At 54.5% G+C, this 25,527-nt stretch carries 20 protein-coding genes and 1 pseudogene; 15 read left to right on the plus strand and 6 right to left on the minus strand.

Annotation, left to right across the window (positions count from 1 at the left end):
• Window positions 1-20 precede the first annotated feature (20 nt).
• Window positions 21-626: an START domain-containing protein gene (locus AACY09_RS12585; RefSeq protein WP_339488387.1), complete on the plus strand. Its 606-nt coding sequence runs from the start codon at window positions 21-23 to the stop codon at window positions 624-626.
• Window positions 627-1,013: 387 nt separating this feature from the next.
• Here AACY09_RS12585 and gltA read toward each other — a convergent pair whose 3' ends face one another.
• Window positions 1,014-2,288 (minus strand): citrate synthase, encoded by a 1,275-nt coding sequence (gene gltA / locus AACY09_RS12590; protein ID WP_339488388.1) that lies wholly within the window; start codon window positions 2,286-2,288, stop codon window positions 1,014-1,016.
• 353 nt (window positions 2,289-2,641) lie between these two features.
• Between gltA and sdhC the strand changes: the two genes are divergently transcribed.
• The 9 genes from sdhC to sucD all read left to right on the plus strand — a co-directional run bounded on the left by sdhC (window position 2,642) and on the right by sucD (window position 14,017).
• On the plus strand, window positions 2,642-3,028 hold the full coding sequence (gene sdhC, locus AACY09_RS12595) for a succinate dehydrogenase, cytochrome b556 subunit (protein ID WP_339488721.1): 387 nt from the start codon (window positions 2,642-2,644) through the stop codon (window positions 3,026-3,028).
• A complete protein-coding gene (gene sdhD, locus AACY09_RS12600) occupies window positions 3,022-3,390 on the plus strand; it encodes a succinate dehydrogenase, hydrophobic membrane anchor protein (protein ID WP_339488723.1) in 369 nt (122 codons plus the stop codon). Before sdhC ends, sdhD begins: the two co-directional genes overlap by 7 nt.
• A 3-nt stretch (window positions 3,391-3,393) precedes the next feature.
• On the plus strand, window positions 3,394-5,163 hold the full coding sequence (sdhA, locus tag AACY09_RS12605) for a succinate dehydrogenase flavoprotein subunit (protein WP_339488389.1): 1,770 nt from the start codon (window positions 3,394-3,396) through the stop codon (window positions 5,161-5,163).
• An 11-nt stretch (window positions 5,164-5,174) separates the two neighbouring features.
• A complete protein-coding gene (locus AACY09_RS12610; RefSeq protein WP_339488390.1) occupies window positions 5,175-5,879 on the plus strand; it encodes a succinate dehydrogenase iron-sulfur subunit in 705 nt (234 codons plus the stop codon).
• A gap of 257 nt (window positions 5,880-6,136) precedes the next feature.
• A complete protein-coding gene (locus tag AACY09_RS12615) occupies window positions 6,137-8,968 on the plus strand; it encodes a 2-oxoglutarate dehydrogenase E1 component (RefSeq protein ID WP_339488391.1) in 2,832 nt (943 codons plus the stop codon).
• Window positions 8,969-9,034: 66 nt separating this feature from the next.
• The gene (gene odhB / locus AACY09_RS12620) at window positions 9,035-10,261 is read left to right on the plus strand and encodes a 2-oxoglutarate dehydrogenase complex dihydrolipoyllysine-residue succinyltransferase (protein ID WP_339488392.1); all 1,227 of its coding nucleotides are present in this window, start codon (window positions 9,035-9,037) and stop codon (window positions 10,259-10,261) included.
• A 64-nt stretch (window positions 10,262-10,325) separates the two neighbouring features.
• Window positions 10,326-11,762 carry a dihydrolipoyl dehydrogenase gene (lpdA, locus tag AACY09_RS12625; protein WP_339488394.1) on the plus strand — a complete coding sequence of 479 codons (1,437 nt, stop codon included), beginning with the start codon at window positions 10,326-10,328 and terminating at the stop codon, window positions 11,760-11,762.
• 201 nt (window positions 11,763-11,963) lie between these two features.
• Entirely contained in the window at window positions 11,964-13,130 is a 1,167-nt protein-coding gene (gene sucC / locus AACY09_RS12630) for an ADP-forming succinate--CoA ligase subunit beta (protein ID WP_339488395.1), read from the plus strand.
• Entirely contained in the window at window positions 13,130-14,017 is an 888-nt protein-coding gene (gene sucD, locus AACY09_RS12635) for a succinate--CoA ligase subunit alpha (RefSeq protein WP_339488396.1), read from the plus strand. Before sucC ends, sucD begins: the two co-directional genes overlap by 1 nt.
• Before the next feature lie 84 nt (window positions 14,018-14,101).
• On the opposite strand, the gene AACY09_RS12640 is transcribed toward sucD, so the two are convergent.
• The 3 genes and pseudogenes from AACY09_RS12640 to AACY09_RS12650 all read right to left on the minus strand — a co-directional run.
• Window positions 14,102-14,527 carry a GNAT family N-acetyltransferase gene (locus tag AACY09_RS12640; RefSeq protein WP_339488398.1) on the minus strand — a complete coding sequence of 142 codons (426 nt, stop codon included), beginning with the start codon at window positions 14,525-14,527 and terminating at the stop codon, window positions 14,102-14,104.
• A gap of 135 nt (window positions 14,528-14,662) precedes the next feature.
• On the minus strand, window positions 14,663-16,252 hold the full coding sequence (locus tag AACY09_RS12645; protein ID WP_339488401.1) for an ABC-F family ATPase: 1,590 nt from the start codon (window positions 16,250-16,252) through the stop codon (window positions 14,663-14,665).
• Between the two features lie 77 nt (window positions 16,253-16,329).
• A pseudogene (locus AACY09_RS12650) lies at window positions 16,330-16,491 on the minus strand (site-specific integrase); the annotation flags it as partial.
• 237 nt (window positions 16,492-16,728) lie between these two features.
• Here AACY09_RS12650 and AACY09_RS12655 point away from each other — a divergent pair.
• Window positions 16,729-17,907, plus strand: coding sequence for an MFS transporter (locus AACY09_RS12655; RefSeq protein WP_339488403.1), 1,179 nt, complete (start codon window positions 16,729-16,731; stop codon window positions 17,905-17,907).
• Here the strand turns inward: AACY09_RS12655 and AACY09_RS12660 are convergent.
• The gene (locus AACY09_RS12660) at window positions 17,904-18,950 is read right to left on the minus strand and encodes an AraC family transcriptional regulator (protein ID WP_339488404.1); all 1,047 of its coding nucleotides are present in this window, start codon (window positions 18,948-18,950) and stop codon (window positions 17,904-17,906) included. The two genes, AACY09_RS12655 and AACY09_RS12660, sit on opposite strands and share 4 nt — an antisense overlap.
• Before the next feature lie 160 nt (window positions 18,951-19,110).
• On the opposite strand from AACY09_RS12660, the gene AACY09_RS12665 reads away from it, so the two are divergent.
• The 4 genes from AACY09_RS12665 to AACY09_RS12680 all read left to right on the plus strand — a co-directional run bounded on the left by AACY09_RS12665 (window position 19,111) and on the right by AACY09_RS12680 (window position 22,734).
• Window positions 19,111-19,926 (plus strand): class II aldolase/adducin family protein, encoded by an 816-nt coding sequence (locus AACY09_RS12665; protein WP_339488406.1) that lies wholly within the window; start codon window positions 19,111-19,113, stop codon window positions 19,924-19,926.
• A 30-nt stretch (window positions 19,927-19,956) separates the two neighbouring features.
• A complete protein-coding gene (locus AACY09_RS12670) occupies window positions 19,957-21,606 on the plus strand; it encodes a GMC family oxidoreductase (RefSeq protein ID WP_339488409.1) in 1,650 nt (549 codons plus the stop codon).
• Window positions 21,603-22,064 (plus strand): MaoC family dehydratase, encoded by a 462-nt coding sequence (locus AACY09_RS12675; protein WP_339488412.1) that lies wholly within the window; start codon window positions 21,603-21,605, stop codon window positions 22,062-22,064. Before AACY09_RS12670 ends, AACY09_RS12675 begins: the two co-directional genes overlap by 4 nt.
• 274 nt (window positions 22,065-22,338) lie before the next feature.
• On the plus strand, window positions 22,339-22,734 hold the full coding sequence (locus AACY09_RS12680; RefSeq protein ID WP_339488415.1) for a DUF1090 domain-containing protein: 396 nt from the start codon (window positions 22,339-22,341) through the stop codon (window positions 22,732-22,734).
• Window positions 22,735-22,867: 133 nt separating this feature from the next.
• Here AACY09_RS12680 and AACY09_RS12685 read toward each other — a convergent pair whose 3' ends face one another.
• Entirely contained in the window at window positions 22,868-25,486 is a 2,619-nt protein-coding gene (locus tag AACY09_RS12685) for a LuxR C-terminal-related transcriptional regulator (RefSeq protein ID WP_339488418.1), read from the minus strand.
• Window positions 25,487-25,527: the final 41 nt, after the last annotated feature.

Here is a 25,527-nt window from a genome sequence, read left to right on the forward strand (position 1 = left end):
GCAAATGCCTGGGAGAGATAATGGCTCTATTTACACGGTTACTGGTGGGGAGCGTTGCTGTGCTGGCGGTCAGTGCCGCGCATGCGCAAGACTGGAATCTGGTGAAAGACGAGGCAGGGGTCAAGGTCTATCTCAGTGACGTTGCAGGCTCTGAGTATAAGTCTTATCGCGGCGTCACCACGATTAAGGCGGACGTGCCAACTCTGCTCAAGCTGCAAGATGATGTGGCGGGTTCGTGTGCATGGATACATGAGTGCAAGACGCAAAAAATGCTCAAGCGTGAGGGTGATAAGACGTGGGTCTATGCGCAATTCAATACGCCTTGGCCGGTAACTCCGCGTGACTCGGTAATGGAAGTGACCACCGAGAAAGATGCCAAGGGTGTGGTAACCCGCAAAATGCATGGTGTGCCTAGCTATATCCCCGAAGAGAAGGGTTTTGTGAGGCTCACTCAGCTGGAAGGCAGTTGGGTGTTCACGCCCAAAGCTGGCGGTGAAGTCGAAGTGGTCTATCAGGTGCATACCGAGCCGGGTGGTAGTGTTCCGTCTTGGGTGGCGAATAAGTTCGTGGTCGATGCGCCGTTCAATACCCTGAAGAACTATCGCGAGCTGGCTGAGAAAAAATAGCTTTCGTGGGTAGCGCGGTGTCGCAAGGCGAGCAGTTGCCGCCTTGGTCAGCACGAGGCTTTCAGCCAATGAACGAATCTGCAGGCGTACGCGGCGCGTGCAGGGTGTGACAACGCGAAGCTTGTCCACCATGGATCAGCCGATAATCGAATGTGTCGGTGGAAATGGTGGATGAAAAGAGCGTCATCCACCCTGCTGTAGGGCAATGCAATCGCGAGTTCGTGTCCGTCAGAATTCAGGCGTCATAATGGTTTAAGAGTGGGCCGACAGCTTTTGTCAGTTATTGCTGATTCTGGGTGGGAAAAAGCGTTGATCAGCAAAAAAAATGAATAAAAAAGGCTGCCAAATGGCAGCCTTTTTTTTGCGCGAAAAACTAAGCGTAATGGCTTATTTTTTGATATCGCGCTGCTTTTCACCGGTGTACAGCTGGCGCGGACGGCCAATTTTGTACGGGCTTTCAAGCATTTCTTTCCAGTGCGAGATCCAGCCAACAGTGCGTGCCAGGGCGAAAATCACCGTAAACATGCTGGTTGGAATGCCAATCGCTTTGAGGATGATGCCCGAGTAGAAGTCAACGTTCGGGTACAGCGAGCGTTCGATGAAGTAAGGGTCGGTCAGTGCGATCTCTTCGAGACGCATGGCCAGCTCCAGTTGTGGGTCATTGGTAATGCCCAGTTCTTTCAGTACTTCGTCGCAGGTCTGCTTCATCACCGTGGCGCGTGGGTCACGGTTTTTGTAAACGCGGTGACCGAAGCCCATCAGCTTGAATGGATCTTCTTTGTCTTTGGCTTTGTCGATGAATTTGTCGATGTTGGACACATCGCCGATTTCATCAAGCATGCTCAGCACGGCTTCGTTGGCACCGCCGTGGGCAGGGCCCCACAATGCAGCGATACCGGCTGCGATGCAGGCAAATGGGTTGGCGCCAGAGGAGCCAGCCAGGCGAACGGTTGAGGTCGATGCGTTTTGTTCGTGGTCAGCGTGGAGGATAAAGATTTTATCCATCGCTTTGGCCAGAACAGGGCTGATCGGCTTAATTTCGCAAGGTGTGTTGAACATCATGTGCAGGAAGTTTTCAGCGTAATTGAGGTCATTACGCGGGTACATCATAGGTTGCCCCATGGAGTACTTGTAGGTCATCGCTGCAAGGGTCGGCATTTTGGAAATCAGGCGCATGGCCGAAACTTCACGGTGATGCGGGTTCTTGATGTCCAGAGAGTCGTGATAGAAAGCGGAGAGGGCGCCGACAACGCCACACATGATGGCCATTGGGTGCGCATCACGACGGAAGCCGTTGAAGAAGGTCTTCAATTGCTCGTGAACCATGGTGTGGTTCTTGATGGTGCTTACAAACTGGGCTTTTTGCTCGTCATCTGGCATTTCGCCATTGAGTAGCAGGTAGCAGGTTTCCAGATAGTCAGCCTTCTCAGCGAGCTGCTCAATTGGATAGCCGCGGTGAAGCAGGATGCCTTTGTCACCATCGATATAGGTGATTTGCGACTCGCAAGACGCAGTGGACATGAAGCCCGGATCAAACGTAAAGCGGCCCGTGGCTGTTAAGCCCCTTACATCAATTACATCGGGACCAACGGTGCCGGTTAAAATAGGCAGCTCGACGGGGGCAGCGCCCTCGATGATCAACTGCGCTTTTTTGTCAGCCATGTGTGGCCTCCTAGTTATGCTTGAAATCATCAGACAGGCCCCCCACGCAGGGCCCGCACCACTATAGTGGGATAAATTCGAAAGTCAATTTGCTAAAACGCCATGGCGTAGAGCCTTTGGGCGGCTGTTTATTAAGGATAAGTTGCGCTTTTACGTGATTTAAATAATCAACGCAATCCTAACTAAGGTGTAGGGAGGTCCGTTGTCATTAGTAACCTAACTGTCTATACTCTGCGGCCAACCACTAAGGGCTTTTGACCCTGTATCTGGTGGTTTTCACTCCTTGGGTGATGGGTACCTGACCAGTGCACCTCCCGACAACTTTGCCCTGCAACTTCGGGGCTCTCAGTGTGATAAAAAAAGCCGTGAATAGCCAACGACCTGTAAACCTAGACCTTAGGACTATCAAGCTCCCAATCACCGCTTACACGTCCATTCTTCACCGTATATCCGGTGTCATTCTCTTTGTCGGCATTGCCGTGCTGCTTTATGGGCTCGACAAATCGCTGGCTTCAGAGGAAGGCTTTGCCGAGGTGAAAGAGTGTCTGACTAGCCCTTTGGCTAAGTTCGTGATCTGGGGACTTTTGTCCGCCTTGCTGTACCACCTGGTGGCTGGCATACGCCACATCATCATGGACATGGGTATCGGTGAATCGCTTGAGGGCGGTGCATTGGGCTCGAAAATCGTACTCGCTGTTGCAGCGGTCATGATTCTGCTGCTGGGGGTATGGATATGGTAACTAACGTCACTAACCTGTCACGTTCTGGTCTGTATGACTGGATGGCGCAGCGTGTTTCAGCAGTCGTTCTCGCGGCTTATGTGCTGTTTTTGCTGGGCTTTGTGATCACCCATCCTGGTATGGGTTATGCCGACTGGCATGGTTTGTTCTCCAATCAAGCAATGCGCATCTTCAGCTTGCTGACTTTAGTTTCACTTAGCGTTCATGCCTGGGTTGGTATGTGGACTATCTCCACTGACTACCTGACCAATATGGCTATCGGTAAGTGGGCTACTGCCGTGCGTTTTCTGTTCCAGGCTGCGTGTGGCATTGCCATGTTCGCGTTTTTCGTCTGGGGCGTGCAGATTCTTTGGGGTATCTGATCCATGACTATTCGTACACTTTCTTATGACGCCATCATTATTGGTGGCGGCGGTGCAGGCATGCGTGCCGCGCTGCAACTGGCTCAAGGCGGTCATAAGACCGCTGTGGTCACCAAGGTATTCCCAACGCGTTCGCACACTGTATCTGCCCAAGGCGGCATTACCTGTGCAATCGCATCGGCGGATCCTAACGATGATTGGCGCTGGCACATGTACGATACCGTCAAGGGCTCCGACTACATCGGCGACCAAGACGCTATCGAGTACATGTGTTCTGTAGGTCCGGAAGCGGTATTCGAGCTTGAACACATGGGCTTGCCATTCTCGCGTACTGAACAGGGCCGTATTTATCAGCGTCCGTTTGGTGGCCAGTCGAAAGATTTCGGTAAAGGCGGCCAGGCTGCTCGTACTTGCGCTGCTGCTGACCGCACCGGTCACGCGCTGTTGCACACCCTGTATCAGGGCAACCTGAAGGCGGGTACCTCGTTCCTTAACGAGTGGTACGCAGTTGATTTGGTCAAGAACCAAGACGGCGTAATCGTCGGTGTAATCGCAATTTGTCTTGAAGACGGCGAGACGGTTTATATCCGCGCTAAAGCTGTTGTGCTGGCAACTGGCGGCGCAGGCCGTATCTACTCGTCCACCACTAACGCCCTGATCAACACCGGTGACGGCATTGGTATGGCGCTGCGTGCAGGTGTTCCGGTTCAGGACATCGAAATGTGGCAGTTCCACCCGACCGGTATTGCCGGCGCGGGCGTGCTGGTGACTGAAGGTTGCCGTGGTGAAGGTGGATACCTGATCAACAAGCACGGCGAGCGTTTCATGGAGCGTTATGCACCAAACGCCAAAGACCTTGCAGGTCGTGACGTTGTTGCCCGTTCGATGGTTAAAGAGATCATTGCCGGTAACGGTTGTGGTCCTGATGGCGATCACGTGATGCTGAAGATGGATCACTTGGGCGAAGACGTCCTCTTGAGCCGTTTGCCAGGTATCGTTGAGCTGTCTAAAACATTCGCTCACGTAGACCCGGCTGTAACACCAATCCCTGTTGTCCCGACTTGCCACTACATGATGGGCGGCGTTGCCACCAACATTCACGGCCAAGCAATTACTCAGGATGCTGACGGCAACGACAAGATCATCGAAGGTCTGTTTGCTGTGGGTGAAGTGGCGTGCGTTTCGGTTCACGGTGCTAACCGTTTGGGTGGCAACTCGCTGCTTGATTTGGTGGTCTTTGGTCGTGCGGCAGGTCTGCACCTCGAGAAATCGCTTAAAGAAGGTGTCGAGCATCGCAACGCCAGCGCTACTGACATTGAGCAGTCGCTGGGTCGTCTGGCGGGTGTTAACGAACGCACCACGGGCGAAGATGTTGCTCCGCTGCGTAAAGAGCTGCAAGCCTGCATGCAGAACTACTTCGGTGTATTCCGTACTGGCGAATACATGCAGAAGGGCATTACCCAGTTGGCTGACCTGCGCGAGCGCATCGCTACCGTTAAGATCGCTGACAAGAGTCAAGCGTTCAACACGGCGCGTATCGAAGCGTTGGAATTGCAAAACCTGCTTGAAGTGGCTGAAGCGACAGCGATCGCTGCAGAAGTTCGTAAAGAGTCTCGCGGTGCTCACGCCCGTGAAGACTTCGAAGATCGTGACGACGAGAACTGGCTGTGCCATTCCATGTACTTCCCAGGCGACAAGCGCGTGACCAAGCGTGCAGTTAACTTCTCGCCGAAGACAGTTCCGACCTTTGAACCTAAGATCCGGACTTACTAAGGGTGGCTGCTATGTTGCAAGTGAGTGTTTATCGCTATAACCCTGAGAGCGACTCAGCGCCGTTCATGCAGGACTTCCAGATCGATACAGGCGGCAAGGACATTATGGTCCTTGACGTACTGGCACTGGTCAAAGAGCAAGACGAAGGCTTCTCTTATCGTCGTTCTTGCCGTGAGGGCGTGTGTGGCTCCGACGGCATGAACATCAATGGCAAAAATGGCTTGGCGTGCATCACGCCGTTGTCCGATGTGGTGAAAAACAACAAGCTTGTGGTTCGCCCATTGCCTGGTTTGCCAGTCATTCGTGACCTGGTTGTCGATATGAGCATCTTCTATAAGCAGTACGAGAAGATTCAGCCGTTTTTGCAGAACGATACGCCGACGCCGGCTATTGAACGCCTGCAGACACCGGAAGAGCGTGAGAAGCTAGACGGTCTGTACGAGTGCATCCTGTGCGCTTGCTGCTCGACCAGCTGCCCTTCGTTCTGGTGGAACCCTGATAAGTTCCTCGGTCCTGCTGCACTGCTTCAAGCCTATCGTTTCCTGGCTGACAGCCGTGATACAAAAACAGTTGAACGCTTGTCGGCTTTGGATGATCCATTCAGTGTGTTCCGTTGCCGCAGCATCATGAACTGCGTGAGCGTTTGCCCCAAGGGTTTGAACCCAACCAAGGCAATCGGCCACATTCGCGGTATGTTGTTGCAAAGCGGTACTTGATTCATCGTTTTCTGCTAGACCTGTAACGCCTGCGGTACCACGCATTCAATACGTGGTACCGCAGTTATAGCCAGAATCGCAGCTCACAAAGCCGTGGTTCTAATTTGAAATATTATGACGACCAGCAGGGGCATCTGGGCCGGAGCCCGGACTATCTGCGGGATCCGTGGTGGCTTTACCGAGGTCGCTGGATCATGACTTCGAAAGCCCACGCGGTTTCTTCGCCGGTGGTGTCCCCTAACCGAGGGTGACCAAGCATGCAAGAAAGCGTGATGCAGCGCATGTGGGACAGTGCCCACCTATCCGGTGGAAACGCTGCCTATGTGGAAGAGCTCTATGAGCTTTACCTGCACGATCCCAACGCTGTGCCAGAAGAGTGGCGCACTTACTTCCAGAAGTTACCAGCCGACGGTGGCGCCACAACAGACGTATCGCATTCCACGATTCGCGATCATTTCGTGCTGCTCGCAAAAAACAAAGCACGTGCGCAACCGGTTTCTGCCGGTAGCGTCAGCAGCGAGCACGAAAAGAAGCAAGTCGAAGTTCTGCGTCTGATTCAAGCCTACCGCATGCGTGGTCATCAGGCTGCGCAGCTTGATCCGCTGGGTCTCTGGCAGCGTCCGCTGCCGGCCGATCTGTCGATCAATCACTACAGCCTGACTGACGCCGACATGGACACCACGTTCCGCACGGGTGGCCTTGTTATCGGTAAGGAAGAGGCGAGTCTGCGTGAAATTCTCGAAGCGTTGCAGCAGACATATTGCCGCACCATTGGCGCAGAATTCACTCATATCGTCGATTCCGAGCAGCGCAGCTGGTTTCAGCAGCGCCTGGAAAGCGTTCGTGGTCGTCCACAATACTCCGCAGAAGTGCAGGGGCATGTGCTTGAACGCCTGACTGCAGCTGAAGGTCTGGAAAAGTATTTGGGCACCAAATACCCAGGCACCAAGCGCTTCGGTCTGGAAGGTGGCGAGAGCTTGATCCCGTTGTTGGATGAAATCATCCAGCGCAGCGGCTCTTACGGAACCAAGGAAATTGTCATCGGCATGGCCCACCGTGGTCGCCTCAACGTACTGGTTAACACGTTCGGCAAGAATCCGCGTGATCTGTTCGATGAGTTCGAAGGCAAGAAAACCGAAGGCTTGAGCTCGGGTGACGTTAAGTATCACCAGGGTTTTTCTTCGAACGTTATGACAGCTGGTGGCGAAGTTCACCTGGCGCTGGCGTTCAACCCGTCTCACCTTGAAATTGTCTCGCCGGTAGTGGAGGGCTCTGTTCGTGCTCGTCAAGACCGTCGAAGCGACAGTGTCGGTGACAAGGTTCTGCCAATCTCCATCCACGGTGACGCTGCATTTGCGGGTCAGGGCGTGGTTATGGAGACCTTCCAGATGTCGCAGACTCGCGGCTTCAAGACAGGTGGCACGATCCATATCGTCATCAACAACCAAGTCGGTTTCACCATCAGCCGTGTAGACGATGCTCGTTCCACTGAGTACTGCACCGACGTGGCGAAAATGATTCAGGCGCCGATCTTCCATGTTAATGGTGATGATCCGGAAGCCGTGCTTTTTGTCACCCAGATGGCGGTTGATTACCGCATGCAGTACAAGCGTGACGTGGTTATTGACCTCGTTTGCTACCGCCGTCGCGGTCACAACGAAGCCGATGAACCAAACGGCACCCAGCCACTGATGTATCAGCAAATCGCCAAGCAGCGCACCACCCGTGAGCTGTACGCCGAGATGTTGATTAATGCATCACGGCAGACCGCTGAAGACGTTCAGGCCAAGAGCGATGAATATCGCACGGCACTGGATAACGGTCAGCACGTTGTCAAGAGCTTGGTTAAAGAGCCGAACAAAGAGCTGTTCGTTGACTGGCGTCCGTATCTGGGCCACGCCTGGACTGCGCGTCACGACACCAGCTTTGATCTGAAAACCCTGCAGGAACTGTCAAGCAAAGTACTGGAAACCCCAGACGGCTTCGTGGTTCAGCGTCAGGTGTCGAAGATCTACGAAGATCGCCAGAAGATGACCGCCGGCGCGCTGCCAATCAACTGGGGTTATGCCGAAACCATGGCATACGCAACCTTGTTGTTTGAAGGCCACCCAATTCGCATCACGGGTCAAGATGTAGGGCGCGGTACGTTCTCGCACCGCCATGCTGTCCTTCATAACCAGAAAGACGGCGCTGCATATGTCCCACTTCAGCAGTTGTATGATGACCAGCCAGATTTCGATCTGTATGATTCATTCCTGTCTGAAGAAGCGGTGTTGGCTTTTGAATACGGCTATTCCACAACCACGCCAAATGGCCTGGTTATCTGGGAAGCACAATTCGGTGACTTTGCTAACGGTGCTCAGGTTGTTTTCGACCAGTTCATCTCCAGCGGCGAAACCAAGTGGGGCCGTCTCTGCGGTCTGACCATGCTCTTGCCGCATGGTTATGAAGGGCAGGGGCCTGAGCACTCGTCAGCGCGTTTGGAGCGTTATCTGCAACTTTGTGCTGAGCACAATATGCAGGTGTGCGTACCGACTACGCCGGCGCAGATCTACCACTTGCTGCGTCGCCAGGTGATCCGCCCGCTGCGCAAGCCATTGGTCGTATTGACGCCGAAGTCGCTGTTGCGCCACAAATTGGCAATCTCGACTCTGGAAGATTTGGCTGAAGGCTCGTTCCAGACCGTTATTCCAGAGATCGATCCAATCGATCCGAAGAAAGTTGACCGTGTGGTGATGTGTAGCGGCAAGGTCTATTACGACTTGCTCGAAAAGCGTCGCAATGAAGGCTTGAACAACATTGCAATCGTACGCCTGGAACAGCTCTATCCGTTCCCTGAGGATGACCTGACTGAGACGCTCGCTGCCTACAAGCATCTCAAGCACATCGTCTGGTGTCAGGAAGAGCCGATGAACCAAGGTGCCTGGTATTGCAGCCAGCATCATATGCGCCGTGTAGTTACTGCGCATAAGAAAACCCTGGTTCTTGAGTATGCCGGCCGTGAAGGGTCTGCATCTCCAGCATGCGGTTATGCATCGTTGCACGCCGAGCAGCAGGAAAAACTGCTGCAAGACGCTTTTACTGTTTAACGCCTGAGCGCAAGAGGCGGCCTGAGTAGGCCGCCTCGTTGAAAACCGAATTTAAGGACACACACAATGGCTATCGATATTAATGCCCCAACTTTCCCGGAATCGGTTGCTGACGGTACCGTTGCCACTTGGCACAAAAAGCCAGGCGACGCAGTCAAGCGCGATGAGCTGATTGTTGACATCGAGACGGACAAAGTCGTTATCGAAGTGTTGGCTGAAGCCGACGGCGTTATCGCTGAAATCGTTAAAAACGAAGGCGACACCGTACTCAGCAACGAACTGCTCGGTCGTCTAACTGAAGGCGCAGCTGCTGCTGCCCCTGCGGCTGCTTCGGCACCTGCTGACAAGAAAGAAGAAAGCGCTGCTGCAGCACCGGCTGCTTCAGGTGATGATGACCAAATCCTTTCACCTGCTGCGCGCAAGCTGGCTGAAGAGAACGGCATCAACCCAAACAGCATTTCCGGTTCCGGCAAAGGCGGTCGCGTCACTAAAGAAGACGTCGTCGCTGCTGTTGAAGCCAAGAAAAACGCCCCTGCCGCCAAGCCTGCTGCTGCAGCCGCCAGCGCGCCAGTAACAACTGCTGCGGGTGATCGTGTTGAAAAGCGCGTACCTATGACCCGTCTGCGTGCCAAGGTTGCAGAGCGTCTGGTTGAAGCGCAGTCGAACATGGCGATGCTGACCACGTTCAACGAAGTCGACATGACTGAAGTCATGGCGCTGCGTTCGAAGTACAAAGATCTGTTCGAGAAGTCGCACAACGGCGTACGTCTTGGCTTTATGTCGTTCTTCGTTAAAGCGGCCACCGAAGCACTCAAGCGCTACCCTGCGGTAAACGCTTCGATTGACGGCTCGGACATTGTTTACCACGGTTATGCTGACGTGGGTGTTGCGGTATCGAGTGATCGCGGTCTGGTTGTACCGGTACTGCGTAACGCTGAATCGATGACCCTGGCTGAAATCGAAAACGGCATCGCTACCTACGGTAAGAAGGCACGCGACGGCAAGTTGTCTATCGATGAAATGACCGGTGGTACCTTCACTATCACGAACGGTGGTACCTTTGGTTCGATGATGTCGACGCCGATTGTTAACCCACCGCAAGCCGCGATTCTGGGTATGCACAACATTCTGCAACGCCCGATGGCGATCAATGGTCAGGTTGTGATCCGTCCTATGATGTATCTGGCACTGTCCTACGATCACCGCTTGATCGATGGTAAGGAAGCCGTGACCTTCCTGGTGACCATCAAGAACCTGCTGGAAGATCCTGCGCGCCTGCTGCTGGATATCTAAACCCAGTTTCTCCCTCGGCGGCTCCCATAAGGAGCCGTCCGGTCTATTTGAGAAGGAATTAGTAATGTCTCAGAAATTCGACGTGGTAGTCATCGGTGCCGGCCCTGGCGGTTATGTGGCTGCAATCAAGGCGGCACAGCTGGGTCTGAAGACTGCCTGTATCGAGAAGTATCAGGATAAAGCTGGCAAGATCGCGCTTGGCGGTACCTGCCTGAACGTAGGTTGCATTCCTTCCAAAGCACTGCTCGACAGCTCGTGGAAATACCACGAAGCCCAAGAAGGTTTTGCGATCCACGGTATCACTGCCAAAGGCGTGACCATGGACGTGCCGGCAATGGTTGGCCGCAAGGACACCATTGTCAAGAACCTGACTGGCGGCGTTGCTACCTTGTTCAAGGCCAACGGCGTTACGCTGCTGGAAGGTCACGGCAAGTTGTTGTCGGGTAAACAAGTTGAAGTGACTGCCCAAGATGGCACCACTCAAGTTGTTGAAGCCGGCAGCGTGATCATTGCGTCGGGCTCCAAGCCAATCGATATTCCACCTGCCCCTGTTGATCAAGACGTTATCGTTGATTCGACTGGCGCACTGGATTTCCAATCTGTACCCAAGACTCTGGGCGTTATCGGCGCCGGCGTTATCGGTCTGGAACTGGGTTCGGTATGGTCGCGCCTGGGTTCACAGGTGACTGTTATCGAAGCTCAGGACAAGTTCCTGCCAGCGGCTGATGATCAGATCTCCAAAGAAGCCATGAAGACCCTGACCAAACAAGGTCTGAAAATTCTGCTGGGCGCACGCCTTACTGCTTCTGAAGTTAAGAAGAAGCAAGTGACCGTGAGCTTCACTGACGCCGACGGCGAGCAGAAGATGACGTTCGACAAGCTGATCGTTGCAGTCGGCCGTCGCCCTGTTACTACTGAACTGCTGGCAGCTGACAGCGGCGTTGACATGGACGAGCGTGGCTTCATTTTCGTAAACGACCAGTGCGAAACCAGCGTTCCAGGCGTTTACGCCATTGGTGACGTGGTACGTGGTGCAATGCTTGCGCACAAAGCCTCGGAAGAGGGCGTGATGGTTGCTGAGCGTATCGCCGGTCACAAAGCACAAATGAATTATGACCTGATCCCTTCGGTTATCTACACTCACCCGGAAATCGCGTGGGTAGGTAAAACCGAACAGCAGCTGAAAGCTGACGGCGTTGCTGTCAACGTCGGTACCTTCCCGTTCGCGGCCAGCGGTCGTGCAATGGCTGCCAATGACACTGGTGGTATGGTTAAAGTTATTGCTGATGCCAAGACTGATCGCGTGTTGGGCGTTCATGTTATTGGCCCGAGCGCTGCTGAGTTGGTTCAGCAGGGCGCAATCGGCATGGAATTCGGCACCAGTGCCGAAGATTTAGGGATGATGGTGTTCTCACACCCAACCCTTTCCGAAGCGTTGCACGAAGCGGCATTGGCGGTGAATGGCGGCGCTATTCACATCGCTAATCGCAAAAAACGCTGAGTGAATGACTATTAACCGCTGGGTCTGTCTAAACCACAGGCTTAGCGGTTACTGGACAAAAAGAACCACGACTGCTGCCCGTGTTTAGCTTTAGATAAGCGCGGAATGTACGTCGGACTGCTCAAGATGGCGGTCACAGGTGGTGCGGCATTAAATTGCAGCACCGAATGCGCAATACCCAAACGAAGACGGTAGACAAGCATGAATCTCCACGAGTATCAGGGTAAGCAGCTTTTCGCTGAATACGGCCTGCCCGTATCCCAAGGCTTCGCAGTAGACACCCCAGAAGAAGCCGCAGAAGCGTGCGACAAAATTGGTGGCAGCGAGTGGGTTGTCAAAGCCCAAGTTCACGCTGGTGGCCGCGGTAAAGCGGGCGGCGTGAAGCTGGTCAAGAGCAAAGAAGACGCCAAGGCATTCGCAGCCAACTGGCTGGGCAAGCGTCTGGTAACTTACCAGACTGATGCTAACGGTCAGCCGGTCAGCAAAATCCTGGTTGAATCTTGCACTGACATCGCCAAGGAACTGTACCTGGGCGCTGTAGTCGATCGTTCGACTCGTCGCATCGTGTTCATGGCGTCCACCGAAGGTGGCGTAGACATCGAGAAAGTGGCACACGACACCCCTGAGAAAATCCTCAAGGCGACCGTTGATCCACTGGTTGGCGCACAGCCATTCCAAGGTCGCGAGCTGGCTTTCCAGCTGGGCCTGGAAGGTAACCAGATCAAGCAATTCACTCAGATCTTCGTGGGTCTGGCCAAGCTGTTCCAGGACTACGACCTGGCACTGCTGGAAGTGAACCCGCTGGTAATCAAGGCTGACGGCAATCTGCATTGCCTGGACGCCAAGATCAACATCGACAGCAACGCCATGTACCGCCAGCCTAAGCTGCGCGCTATGCATGACCCGTCGCAGGATGATCCACGCGAAGCCCACGCTGCCAAGTTCGAACTGAACTATGTTGCCCTTGAAGGTAACATCGGCTGCATGGTCAACGGTGCTGGCCTGGCCATGGGTACCATGGACATCGTCAACCTGCACGGCGGCCAGCCTGCCAACTTCCTTGACGTTGGCGGCGGCGCTACCAAAGAACGCGTTACCGAAGCGTTCAAAATCATCCTCTCGGATGACAATGTTAAAGCAGTTCTGGTTAACATTTTCGGCGGTATCGTTCGTTGCGACATGATTGCTGAAGGCATCATCGGCGCAGTGAAAGAAGTCGGCGTTAAAATTCCGGTTGTTGTTCGCCTTGAAGGCAACAACGCTGAGCTGGGCGCTAAAGTCCTAGCAGAAAGTGGCCTGAACATCATCGCGGCAACTAGCTTGACCGACGCTGCTCAGCAAGTCGTCAAAGCTGCGGAGGGCAAGTAATGAGCGTCCTGATCAATAAAGATACCAAAGTAATCTGCCAGGGCTTCACCGGCTCGCAGGGCAGCTTCCACTCCGAGCAAGCGATTGCCTACGGCACTCAAATGGTCGGCGGTGTAACACCAGGCAAAGGTGGTACTACTCACCTCGGTCTGCCAGTGTTCAACACTGTTCAAGAAGCTGTAGACACCACTGGCGCTACTGCCAGCGTTATCTATGTACCGGCTCCATTCTGCAAGGACTCGATCCTGGAAGCAGCAATGAGCGGTATCAAGCTGATCGTCTGCATTACCGAAGGTATTGCAACTATCGACATGCTTGAAGCCAAAGTTAAGTGTGACGAGCTGGGCGTTGTCCTGATCGGCCCTAACTGCCCAGGTGTTATCACTCCGGGCGAGTGCAAGATCGGCATCATGCCAGGCCACATCCACTTGCCAGGCAAAGTAGGCATCGTGTCGCGTTCCGGCACCCTGACTTACGAAGCTGTCAAGCAAACCACTGACGCCGGTTTCGGTCAGTCGACTTGCGTTGGTATCGGTGGTGACCCGATCCCTGGCTCCAACTTCATCGACATCCTGAAGCTGTTCCAGGAAGACCCGAAGACCGAAGCGATCGTTATGATCGGTGAGATCGGCGGTTCGGCTGAAGAAGAAGCTGCTGCTTATATCAAAGCCAATGTGACTAAGCCTGTTGTTTCCTACATCGCTGGTGTTACCGCTCCTGCGGGCAAGCGTATGGGTCACGCCGGTGCAATCATCTCTGGCGGCAAGGGCACTGCAGACGAGAAGTTTGCTGCCCTGCAAGACGCAGGCGTTAAAACCGTGCGTTCCCTGGCTGACATCGGCAAAGCCTTGGCTGAGCTGACGGGTTGGGAAGTTAAAAAGGCTTAATCGCTTTTTTGCTTAGAAAGAGGCCGCCTTCGGGTGGCCTTTTTTTTACCTGTGTGGCGGGTTGAAACAGCACCGCTCAGATTTCTAAAGTAAGTGTTTTTTAAAGTAATAACGCTTATGGCCCGGTGGGAAATCTTCAAGCTGGCCGAACTCAGTGTAACCAAGGGCTTTATAAAAATCGGGGGCCTGGAAGTCAAAGGTATCGAGCCAGATACCGACACACTCTTTCTCTCTGGCCAGTTCTTCGGCCATATCCATTAAGCGTTTACCCATACCTTGCCCCCTTGTTTGTTCGGGGACCGCCAGCAATTCGATAAACAGCCAGCGGTAGAATATCTGCCCGTTCAGCCCACCAATCACCTCATCACTTTGCTCATCGCGGATCAGCAGGGCAAGGTTCTCGGGTTTAGGGTCGCCTGCCTTAGCCCGATTGTGCGTGCGCAGAGGTTTGAGTATCGCTTCGACCTGCGCTGTGCTTGGGTTTTGCACTGCCTCAATTCTCAAGTTCATTCTCAACCTGCGCTCATGTCGATTATTCCGCCCATATACTGCCTGACTTCAGGCGCAAATTGGCTCCGTGTGGGTGATATTCCAGGCGAAAAAAAAGCCCGCACACGCGCGGGCTTTAGGCGGGGAGCAGGGCGTTTAAACGATAACGCCTTGGCTGCGCAGATAATCATCGTAGGTGCCGCTGAAGTCGGTCACGCCGCTATCGGTCAATTCGATGATGCGGGTGGCCAGCGAGCCTACAAACTCACGGTCGTGGCTGACAAAAATCAGCGTGCCCGGGTAGTTTTCCAGCGCAAGGTTCAGGGCCTCGATGGATTCCATATCCAGGTGGTTGGTCGGTTCATCCATGATCAGCACGTTCGGCTTATTGAGGATCAGCTTGCCGAATAGCATACGGCCTTGCTCACCACCTGAGATCACCTTGACCGACTTGAGGATGTCATCGTTGGAGAACAACATACGACCCAATGTGCCGCGTACCAGTTGCTCGCCGCCTTGAGTCCACTGACCCATCCATTCGAACAGGGTGGCGTCATCTTCAAAGTCGTGGGCGTGGTCCTGAGCGTAGTAACCCAGCTCCGCGCTTTCGGTCCATTTCACTGTGCCCGCATCCGGGGTCAATTCACCCATCAAGGTACGCAGCAGTGTGGTCTTGCCGATACCGTTGGGGCCAATGATTGCCACACGCTCGCCGGCCTCTACGGTAAAGCTGAAGTTCTTGAACAGTGCTTTGCCGTCAAACCCTTTGGCCATGTGCTCGACGGTTACGGCTTGGCGATGCAGCTTTTTGGTCTGTTCGAAGCGAATAAACGGGCTGATACGGCTCGATGGTTTAACTTCGGCCAGCTGGATCTTGTCAATCTGCTTGGCCCGTGAAGTGGCTTGCTTGGCTTTTGAGGCGTTGGCCGAGAAGCGGCTAACGAAGCTTTGCAGCTCGCTGATCTGGGCTTTTTTCTTGGCGTTGTCGGAAAGCAATTGCTCACGGGACTGAGTCGCCGCCGTCATGTACTCATCGTAGTTGCCCGGGAACAGGCGCAATTCGCCGTAATCCAAGTCAGCCATGTGGGTGCATACGCTGTTGAGGAAGTGACGGTCGTGGGAAATGATGATCATGGTGCTGTTACGCGCCGTGAGAATGTTTTCCAGCCAGCGGATGGTGTTGATATCCAAGTGGTTGGTCGGTTCGTCGAGCAACAATACATCTGGGTCAGAGAACAGAGCCTGAGCCAGCAATACGCGCAGCTTCCAGCCTGGAGCGACTTCGCTCATCGGGCCAAAGTGTTGTGCCAGCGGAATACCCAAGCCCAGCAGCAATTCGCCGGCGCGGGATTCGGCGGTGTAGCCGTCCATTTCAGCAAACTCGGTTTCCAGCTCGGCAACAGCCATGCCGTCTTCTTCGGTCATTTCTGGCAGCGAGTAGATACGGTCGCGCTCGGCTTTGACCTTCCACAGTTCGCCGTGGCCCATGATCACGGTATCAATTACGTTGAATTCTTCGTAGGCGAATTGATCCTGACGCAGCTTACCCAAGCGCACATTGGGTTCAAGCATCACTTGGCCACCCGACGGCTCCAGATCGTCCCCGAGGATCTTCATAAAGGTCGACTTGCCGCAGCCGTTGGCACCGATCAGGCCATAGCGGTTGCCGTTACCGAACTTGACGGAAACGTTCTCGAACAGTGGCTTGGCGCCAAACTGCATAGTGATGTTAGCGGTGGAGATCAAAGGGCTTACCTATCAATAACTTAGAAGTGTCTGGATTAGCCGGATATCCATTTGATACCAACCTTTGGCTTTTCCAGTTAGCTCCAATCGGAGCTTGAGTCGATCTAGCGTGCATACTAAAAGAGCAGCGTCTGCACAGGATGGCTGAGCTGCTGGGTTACGAATGCGGGGGTTATGCCAGACATTTCGCCTATTGTCGCATAGGTATGACTACAGTTGTACGGTGGCCGATAAGAGATGCTCGCTGTTTTCCAAGCCGCAGCGCATAGCGGCTGTCGATTCGAGGAGCTCCTTAGCGGCTTATCCTGTTTGCCTGGGGTATTGTTTTAGGCTGGCGCACGGAAAAGTCTGCAGCATCTGACCGGGAAGGTCGGCAAGGCGGAGTGTGCTGATCCTGCCAAGTGGATCGATTCGCGATTTGACGATGGGGTCATGACTGCTTAGGGTGTCGGCCTTAATTGCTCGCCGAGGCCTTCATGAGTCGCAACACCAAACTGCCCCCGACCGTCTATCTCCTAGGTTTGACCATCTTTTCGCTGGTCACTGCTGAGTTTATGGTAGCGGGTATGATGCCAGCCTTGGCCGATGCATTTTCAGTAAGTCTTGCTCAAGTGGGTAATCTGATTGCTCTCTATGCATTGGGCATGGCCCTCGGCGGGCCGCCCGTCACTGTGCTGCTATTGGCTCGGCGGGTGAGTAACAAACGCGCGCTGGTTTGGCTGTTGGCGCTGTATGTTACCGCTGGCGTTGCTGCGGCCGCTGCGCCTAGCTATCTGGTATTGGCAATGGCGAGGGTCGTGATGGGCGTGGCGAGCGCTGCGTGCATCGGCTTGTGCATGACCATCTGCGCGGGGCTGGTTGCGCCGGATGCACGTGCCCGCGCCGTTTCGGTGGTGCTGGCTGGGCTAATGCTCTCACCCGTAGCGGGTGTGCCGGTGACAGCCTGGGTTGAACAGCACTTTGGCTGGCGCGCAAGTTCCTGGCTGGTGGTGGTGTTGGCAATGCTTTGCACTGCCTTGGCTGCCAGGCGTTTGCCGGAAAGCGAGCCCGGCACCGAGCCCACCCTTGCTCAGCAGTGGCACATTTTGAGCAACAGCCGGTTATGGGCGGCGTACCTGACCAGCGGTTTAATAATCGGGGCTGCCTTCGCGGCCTTTAGTTATTGCGCCCCGATTTTGATTGAGGAAGTGGGCGTAGCGCCGAGCCAGGTCGCGCCGTTGCTGGCCCTCTACGGCATCGCCAATCTATTGGGCAATATGTTCGTCGGGCGCATTGCCGATCGCCATACCATCCCAGCCTTGGGCTGGGGCTTGGCATTACTGACCTTAGCCTTGGGCGGCTTCGCCTTGGCAGGCGACCTGCGCTGGCTGAATATTGGCTGTTTTCTCGCCATCGGCTTAACCGGGGTGGCCTTGAACCCGGCCATGGCTGCCCGAGTGATGAAAGCCGCCGAACCCACTGCGATGGTTAACGCCTTACACACCTCGGTTATCACCGCAGGTCTGGCGGTCGGCAGTTGGGCTGGAGGCGCAGCCATCGAGCTTGGTTATGGGTTGCGTGCGCCGCTGTGGGTAGGGGCGGTCATGGCGCTACTGGGGTTGCTTAGCCTGTGGCGGCCGGTGCTATTTCGGCGCAAGGCACAGGCGTGCGCTTAGTTTGCGCGCAGATCCGCACGGATTAATTGCTCACTTTTCGCTTGAGTTTCAGCGAGCTGCCGCCATTTACGTGGCGACATCTGTGTCCACTGCCTGAATGCACGGCTGAATGCGGACAGGTCGGCAAAACCCAGGTTCAGGGCCAGGGTTGTCAGGTCGATGCGACTGCTAGCAAGGTGGTGTTTGGCTAATCGCAAACGAGCGAGTTTAAGCGCTGCTGAAAAACTGCTGTTCTGTGCCTTAAGCCGTTGCTGCAGGATGCGTGGGTGCATCTCCACGAGTTTAGCGACCATGACTAAGTTGCACTCACCCGTTGGTAGCAAGGCATCAATGGCGCTTTCAACTTGACGGGACAAGCCTATCGGCGCGGAGCGTTGCCAACCGGTACGCCACTGTTGCGTCAAGTGATTGCGTTCGCGCAACTCAACGGCCAGATTTTGTTCGAGTAACCTGGCGGGAAACCTTATCAGGTTAACCGCCTGGTCATAGCGGACAGGGCACTGCAAGGCGCGCTCGTATGCTTTGCTGTTTCTCGGTTTTGTAACTTGGAGCCCGGCGTCATACGGCGGTATATCAGCGTTGTGCATTTGGGCAATGCCCTGTGTGAATACCGCTGCGGTCAACGCACACAGCTGTTCGCAGTCCACCTCATCGGCAAACTCAAACCTCAAGTAGATAGCGAACTCTGACTCTGATGTGGTGGTGTCAAAGACCAGACCGCGTGCGTGAAAGTCCATGTTCTTTTGCAGTAAGTGCATGGCATCGCCTACAGCTGACTGTAGACACAAGTAGGATCCGAGTGCGCCAAGCACTTCCAGGCCTTGTCGGCTGCCGAGTCGAAGACCAAAATCAGGAATTTTGCAGCGCGTGCCTGCTAAGCGCAGAAGGTCTGCCATCGCTATGTAGGGGATGTACAGGTCAGGTGAGTGCATCACCGCTTGGCTTAATCCGGTTTCGCGCAGGAGCCTCTCCGGGTCCTGGCCGAGTTCGCGGACCAGTTCTGAAAAGCCTAAAAGCGAGCCACTGCGCACGAAATAGTTCATCTGGTTACCACCTGCCGAGGCCATTCTTCTTGATTTTATATTCGCTAATAGTCAAGTTTTAACTCGTAAACAGTCAAGTTATTAGCGATGTTTTTAGCTATTTTTCCAGTGCCTAGTCGTACTCGGGTGCCTATAAATAACATCGCTGGAACTTATAACAATGACAACAAAATTACCGATGGCATTAGTAGAGTCAGTATTTGGCCCGCGTCCGGCGGGCGTTCAAATTCCAGAGCCACCTGGCTTCGACTCAATGGAAGAGGAGCGCCAATACCGTAAGGAGCAGCTTGCAGCGGGCTTGCGTATTTTTGGCCGGTTTGGTTTCTCGGAAGGGGTCGCTGGGCACATAACCGTACGTGACCCTGAACGTCCGACCGAGTGGTTTTGGGTTAACCCGTTCGGCATGAGCTTCAGCCGTATTCGAGCGTCTGATTTAGTTTTAGTCGACCACGATGGCCATATTGTTCAAGGGCAGTACGCAGTCAATCGTGCTGCACTGGTCATTCACTCCCACGTGCATGCCGCCCGCCCTGATGCACTCGCTGCAGCGCATTCGCACTCGTTGCATGGCAAGGCGTTTTCTAGCCTCGGCATCAAGCTTGCGCCCATCACGCAAGACGCTTGCGCTTTTTATGAAGACCATGGCTTGTATAGCGAATTCGGCGGGGTTGCCACTGAGCTGGATGAAGGCGTACGCATCGGCCAAGCACTGGGTAAACATAAAGCGGTGATATTGCAGAACCATGGTCTGCTAACAGTCGGCCAGACAGTTGCTGAAGCTATTTGGTGGTTTGTCACCATGGAGCGGTCCTGCCAGGCCCAACTGCTCTCGATGGCTGCTGGTACGCCAAAGCTTATTGATCATAAAACAGCGCTCGGTGTGCGGGCACAAATTGGCTCACCCTATGCCGGGTGGTTTCAGGCACGTCCGCTGTGGGATCAGATCATTCACAGCGATCCCGATCTATTCGATTGATGTGTCCACATAATAATAAGGTGAGTCTAGATGAGTGACAGCAAGTGGAACTACATCATTGTTGGTGGCGGGTCTGCCGGTTCCGTTTTGGCCAATCGGCTGAGTGAAGATGCAAGCAACCGTGTATTGCTTTTGGAGGCGGGTCCCAGCGGGCGCTGGAATCCTCTGGTTGCCATTCCCGCAGGTGCTGTTGCGCTGATGAAAAGCCGGCGTTACAACTGGTTGTTTGAAACCGAACCACAAGCTCAATTGGGCAATCGTCGCATGTTTCAACCTCGCGGCCGCTGCCTCGGTGGCTCGAGCAGCATCAATATGGCGATTAATACCCGGGGTCAACCCTGGGACTACGATGAGTGGGAACGCCTGGGCTGTGAAGGTTGGGGCTTTCGGGACGTGTTGCCGTTCTTCAAAAAATCGGAAAATTTCCAACCTGCCAGTCAGCCGGCCGACGCGCCATTTCATGGCAAGGGAGGGCCGTTGAATGTGTCGGAACGACGCTGGACCAGCGTATACGGCCATGCCTTTCTTGATGCCTGCACTCAGGCGGGGTTGCCCCGTAGTTCTGATCCAAACGGAGCCGCGCAGGAAGGGGCTTGCTTGCAACGTACGTATCAAAAAGATGGTCGACGTTGCAGCAATGCCCGAGCCTATTTGACGCCTGCGAGAGACAGGGAAAATCTACACATCATTACCGGCGCTCATGCAACCCGCGTACTCTTAGAGGGCAAGCGGGCTGTGGGTGTCGAGTACATGCGTAATGGCAAACTATGTCAGGTGCATGCCGCCAACGAAGTGATTCTTTGCGGCGGTGCCTACCAATCCCCTCAGCTTATGTTGCTGTCGGGCATTGGCCCGCGTGCAGAGCTGGAGAAACACGGGATTGCGGTCCATCACCCACTGGATGGCGTTGGGCAAAACTTGCAGGACCACCTCGCAGTTGTGATCAACATGCGCACCCATACGCGTCACGGCATGTCGCTGCATCCCTCGTCAATATTCAAAGGCGTGCTGGCGTTCTTCACGTTCGTTTTTCGCCGTCGCGGCATGCTCACCACCAGCGTGATCGAGGCGGGTGCATTTACCCGTTCGCTGCCAGACGCGGTAATACCCGATATGCAACTGCATTGCGCTCCCATCCTGTATCGCGATCATGGGCGAGACATGAAATTGTCGACATCCGGTTACGGTTACTCGATTGCGATTAACGATGGTCGCCCGCTGTCCCGTGGCCGTGTTGGTTTGCGTAGCAATGACCCCTTGGCACCACCCTTGATCGATCCCAATTACCTAAGCCACGAACGTGATCTGCAGCGCCTGGTCCATGGTCTCAAACTGATGCGCACAATCATTGCCCAGCCAGCGCTCGCCGCGCATAACAAGTCTGAGGTTTACCCGAGCGCAGCGGTGCAAACCGATGAGCAATTAGCCGCCTGGGTTCGGCAAAACACTGAAACGGCCTACCACCCAGTTGGCAGTTGTAAGATGGGGCTTGCGAGCGACCCGCTGGCCGTCGTTGATGCCAGACTGCGGGTGCATGGTCTTGAAGGCTTGCGGGTGATTGATGCGTCCATCATGCCGACACTGGTTAATGGCAACACCAATCAACCCGTCACCATGATTGGCGAGAAGGGCGCAAGCATGATTCTTGAAGATGCAGCTGGCGCAGGGGGACGCTTATGAACACGGAGTATCACTACGACAATTTGGCTCAGTTTGTCGGCAAGTCGCTGGGCACATCGGCCTGGGCCACTGTCGATCAGTCGCGAATTAACGCCTTTGCCGATTGCACCGAGGACCACCAGTGGATTCATGTCGATCCGGCACGTTGTCAAACTGAAAGCCCTTTTCGAACGACCATCGCCCATGGCTTTCTCAATCTGTCGTTGCTCGGTGGGTTGATGATGAAAATGGGTGTAATGCCCAGCGGTGTACGCAGCCTGGTTAACGCGGGTGTTAATAATGTACGTTTCAGCAAGCCGGTTCGTGCAGGCTCGCAAGTACGGGCAAGGGTAAAGGTCTATTCAGTCGAAGCTAAGGGTGAAGGCCGCATCATGCTGACGTTGCATGCTGAGCTTGAGGTCGAGGGTGAAGCAGAACCAGCGCTTAGCGCTGAATGTGTAACCTTTCTTTATCCATAACGGCACAGTGCTAATGCTCGTGGCCCCGTCGCCAGGTCGCTGTGAGAAGCGAATACCCCATCGGGCTCTGCAAGTAATGCCAGAGATAAAAGATAGAGGGCTGCGGGGCTCTACGGGAATATGACAGCGTATTGAACATTTACTGTAACTACTTGACTGAGTGCCCCGCAGCCATTGTTGCCCATAAAGTGCTGGAGCTTGCTAGGATTAACCTTGTAGATTCAGCGCATGACCGCTGTGCGCTCAACCGATTGCACTCGCATATGGATATTTTATGAAAACCTTCACACCCTTGGCTCTGTTAACTCTTTGCAGCGTGCTGGCTGCGCCATTGATGGCCGCAGAAGACACCACGGCTCTGAAGGGCTGTGCGGCGAAGAAACAAGACATCGCCAAGCAACTCGAGTTCGCAAAAGCCCACGGTAATACCGATCAGCAAGCAGGCCTGGAAAAGGCTCTGAGCGAAGTCAATGAAAACTGCACCGATGCTTCCCTAAAGAAGGACCGTGAAAAAGATGTGCTTGATGCCAAGCATGAAGTCAGCGAGCGCAAAGCTGATCTGGATAAAGCCATGAAGAGTGGCGATGCCGAGAAGATTAACAAACGCAAAGAGAAGCTGGCCGAGTCGCACAAAGAACTGCAAGACGCTCTGAAAGCGCTGGATGAATAATTCGGGGGCGCTTAAGCGCAGCGCCGCAAACTCCCTTGCCTTGATAAGCGGGCTTGTTGTTCAGGCCAATTCCCACAAAACGGGTGGCGCTGTTGTGGTGTGCGGTGCAGCTGGGCAAAGCCTGCACCGTGGTTTAGTCAATTAGGCCTTGTTCTTTGGCCAAGGCAACGGCGTGAGTGCGTCGTTGCACGCCGAGCTTGGTGTTGATTCGCCGGGCATGGGATTTGACTGTGTGCAGGGAGATATACAGCGCTTCAGCGACCTGCTGATTTGAGTAGCCTTTGGAAATTAGGCCCAAGACTGCTATTTCCCGTTTACTCAACGCCCGCACGAATGACACGGGATCATCGGTGAGCCCCTCACTGGCGCTACGCACTTGATGGCGCAATATCGCTAAGGCTTCATTGGCCAATAACTGTTCATCTAACCATTGCGGCTGACGCTTTTTCAGGGCAAGAACAGGGCTAATCTGCTGCTGTCGCTGCGCGGCTAGCAGCGCCGCACTGAGGTGCAGGTCAGCACTTTCATGTGCGTCGCCATCCTCTAAAAATTGCGCCAGACACAGCTGTACTTGAGTAGCCAGGCTAAGGTGTCCGCTGCCTTGGCAGTCGCTCAATAAGCTCAGTAATTCGGCTTGGGCATGCTCAACGTTGCCGAGGTCGATTTCGATTCTAGTCAAACACAGGCGCGCTCGTAAAAGCAGGTCATAAAACCCTGATGGGAGCAATAAATGATCACTTTCAAGTTGTTGACGAATGGCCAGGGCGCTTTGCTGGGCTTTGGCCAGGTCGCCCTGAAGTCGCCACAGCGCGGCTTGGGCCAGTCCTAGTGCCGAGCAGTAGCGGACCTCCGGTATCCGGTGCTGTTGCATGTAGCACTCGGCTTGGTCGAGCAGTTGTTGCGCAAGGTCCAAATGCCCGCTCTCAGCCTCAAGCTCGGCCAAGGCCAAGTAGCCAAACAGCTGATACGCGTCTTCGCAGGCTTCTGCTTCTTTGATACCAGCATGCAGGGTTAGCTTGGCAGCATCTGTGTCACCTCGACTGGCCAGCAGGTCGCCGCGCAGCAATTGCAGTCGCGCAAACACAGGGCCACGCAACCCCGCATCGATCAAAAGCTGAAGCGCTTGATCTGCTTGTTTCAATGCGATTTGGCATTCGCCGAGCATGGCCAATTGGTGAATATGATCGATGCTCAGCAAGGTCTCGAATAAGATGTTGCCGTGCTTTTGCGAGAGGCGTAATCCCTCTTGGCAATAGGCTTGTGCCAGGGTCAGGTTCATTTCAGACGCGGCCTGCTGGCTAAGCGCTTGATAGCAAAGAATCTGCTGTGACCATGCCGCCTCACCGAGTACTTCCAGCGCTTCCAGGCAATGTTGCCGGGCACTGGCAAGTCCGCACTGGCGTTGCATAACGCCGACTATCACCTGATATTGGGCAAGCAGTTGTTGTTGGCGCTGTGCATTGGGTTGCGGCAGGAAGCGGCTAAGTTCAGTGACACAGGCTTCTACTTCATCCAAGCGGGTACAGATAATCAATGCCCACGCTTGCAGAATCACCAGCCTGGGTGTACTGGCAAACAAACTGGCGGGTAACTCATCACGCCAGCGCAAAAACTGCGAAACGCTGTGTCCAACCAAGAGTTGATCTTCGCCGTAACGCTGTAGGTAATTGGCGGCGGTTTCGGGCTGTTCTGCCCAGAGCGCATGTTCAACCGCTTCACGCGCCTGACCCTGCTGTGCAAACCATTGACAGGCAAGAAGGTGAGTCTGGTTGAGTGTATGGTCAGCGGCAAAGCGTTTGAGAACATTGCTCAATGGCCGTGATAAGCGGAACCAGCCGGCTTGCTCATCCACGGGGCATATAAACAGCTGGCGCTGGCGCAACTGCTCGAGCACCTGTGGTCCATATTTCTCATCGAGCAGATGTTCGCACAGCGCCGATGAGAACTTGGGTATGTGCGCGAGCAGTAGCAGTGCCTCGTATAAATCCGGGGCCAGCTCACTGAGAATCTCGCGCTCAACATACTCCTGCATAAGCGGGGAGTCACGATCCAGCAAGGCGGGTAGATCAGTGCTGCTTTTGCTCATGAGCTTTAAGCAAATATTGGCCAACCAGCCTTCGCTCTGATAGTGCAGTTTGGCGACTTGCTCATTTGACGGGGCAAGGTGGCGTTGCTCCAGAAAATCGGCAAGTTCGAGCTCAGTCAGGGTTAAGGCATTAGCGTCGAGTTCAACGAGCCCTCCTTGGAGGAGGAGGCGGGGTAAACTCCAGGCAGGCAAGCGGCGACCGGCGATCCACCAATGCAAGGCGTCCGGTGAGCGTTCAAGCAGATAATCAATACAGGCATCAAGGGCAAAGCTCGGTTGCCGGGGGTAGTCGTCGAGAATGATCCAAACGGACTGGTGGGCAATTCGGCCAAGTAAAAAGCTCAGCTCGTTTTGCGGTGTGTCTTCACCATAGGGTAATTGCAAGGCGGCGGCAAAACGCTCAAGAAAGTCGGCTGGGCTCAATGGATGTCCGAGCAGGTCCAACCATATAACGCGTGTCGATGAATTTGCCCGGCGGGCGCATTCATTGAGGAGCACGCTCTTGCCAAATCCGGCCGGCGCAGCAATGAGTCTTACGCGATTTTCTTCAGCGAGTAATGTGCTGGTCAGTCGTGGGCGAGCGAGGTGCTGAGCAGGCATGCGTGGTAAGGCAGTATTGGTGGCTCGCAGACGAGACGCCGGTAAAGCACGAACATTGTCGTGCATAATGAGTCCTCACTGTGTCAGTGCCTTGTGTAGACCGGGCC

This window comes from Pseudomonas sp. EL_65y_Pfl2_R95 (assembly GCF_963971045.1).
In the GTDB taxonomy this organism is placed as follows: domain Bacteria; phylum Pseudomonadota; class Gammaproteobacteria; order Pseudomonadales; family Pseudomonadaceae; genus Aquipseudomonas.

Excerpts from the sequence above, each read along its gene's own strand:
- sdhA (WP_339488389.1), top strand. The coding sequence starts at position 3,394 with ATGACTATTCGTACACTTTCTTATGACGCCATCATTATTGGTGGCGGC.
- AACY09_RS12615 (WP_339488391.1), top strand. The coding sequence starts at position 6,137 with ATGCAAGAAAGCGTGATGCAGCGCATGTGGGACAGTGCCCACCTATCC.
- gltA (WP_339488388.1), bottom strand. The coding sequence starts at position 2,288 with ATGGCTGACAAAAAAGCGCAGTTGATCATCGAGGGCGCTGCCCCCGTC.
- AACY09_RS12670 (WP_339488409.1), top strand. The coding sequence starts at position 19,957 with ATGAGTGACAGCAAGTGGAACTACATCATTGTTGGTGGCGGGTCTGCC.
- sdhD (WP_339488723.1), top strand. The coding sequence starts at position 3,022 with ATGGTAACTAACGTCACTAACCTGTCACGTTCTGGTCTGTATGACTGG.
- sucC (WP_339488395.1), top strand. The coding sequence starts at position 11,964 with ATGAATCTCCACGAGTATCAGGGTAAGCAGCTTTTCGCTGAATACGGC.
- lpdA (WP_339488394.1), top strand. The coding sequence starts at position 10,326 with ATGTCTCAGAAATTCGACGTGGTAGTCATCGGTGCCGGCCCTGGCGGT.
- AACY09_RS12610 (WP_339488390.1), top strand. The coding sequence starts at position 5,175 with ATGTTGCAAGTGAGTGTTTATCGCTATAACCCTGAGAGCGACTCAGCG.
- AACY09_RS12640 (WP_339488398.1), bottom strand. The coding sequence starts at position 14,527 with ATGAACTTGAGAATTGAGGCAGTGCAAAACCCAAGCACAGCGCAGGTC.
- AACY09_RS12655 (WP_339488403.1), top strand. The coding sequence starts at position 16,729 with ATGAGTCGCAACACCAAACTGCCCCCGACCGTCTATCTCCTAGGTTTG.
- AACY09_RS12675 (WP_339488412.1), top strand. The coding sequence starts at position 21,603 with ATGAACACGGAGTATCACTACGACAATTTGGCTCAGTTTGTCGGCAAG.
- sucD (WP_339488396.1), top strand. The coding sequence starts at position 13,130 with ATGAGCGTCCTGATCAATAAAGATACCAAAGTAATCTGCCAGGGCTTC.
- odhB (WP_339488392.1), top strand. The coding sequence starts at position 9,035 with ATGGCTATCGATATTAATGCCCCAACTTTCCCGGAATCGGTTGCTGAC.
- AACY09_RS12660 (WP_339488404.1), bottom strand. The coding sequence starts at position 18,950 with ATGAACTATTTCGTGCGCAGTGGCTCGCTTTTAGGCTTTTCAGAACTG.
- AACY09_RS12585 (WP_339488387.1), top strand. The coding sequence starts at position 21 with ATGGCTCTATTTACACGGTTACTGGTGGGGAGCGTTGCTGTGCTGGCG.
- AACY09_RS12665 (WP_339488406.1), top strand. The coding sequence starts at position 19,111 with ATGACAACAAAATTACCGATGGCATTAGTAGAGTCAGTATTTGGCCCG.
- AACY09_RS12685 (WP_339488418.1), bottom strand. The coding sequence starts at position 25,486 with ATGCACGACAATGTTCGTGCTTTACCGGCGTCTCGTCTGCGAGCCACC.
- AACY09_RS12680 (WP_339488415.1), top strand. The coding sequence starts at position 22,339 with ATGAAAACCTTCACACCCTTGGCTCTGTTAACTCTTTGCAGCGTGCTG.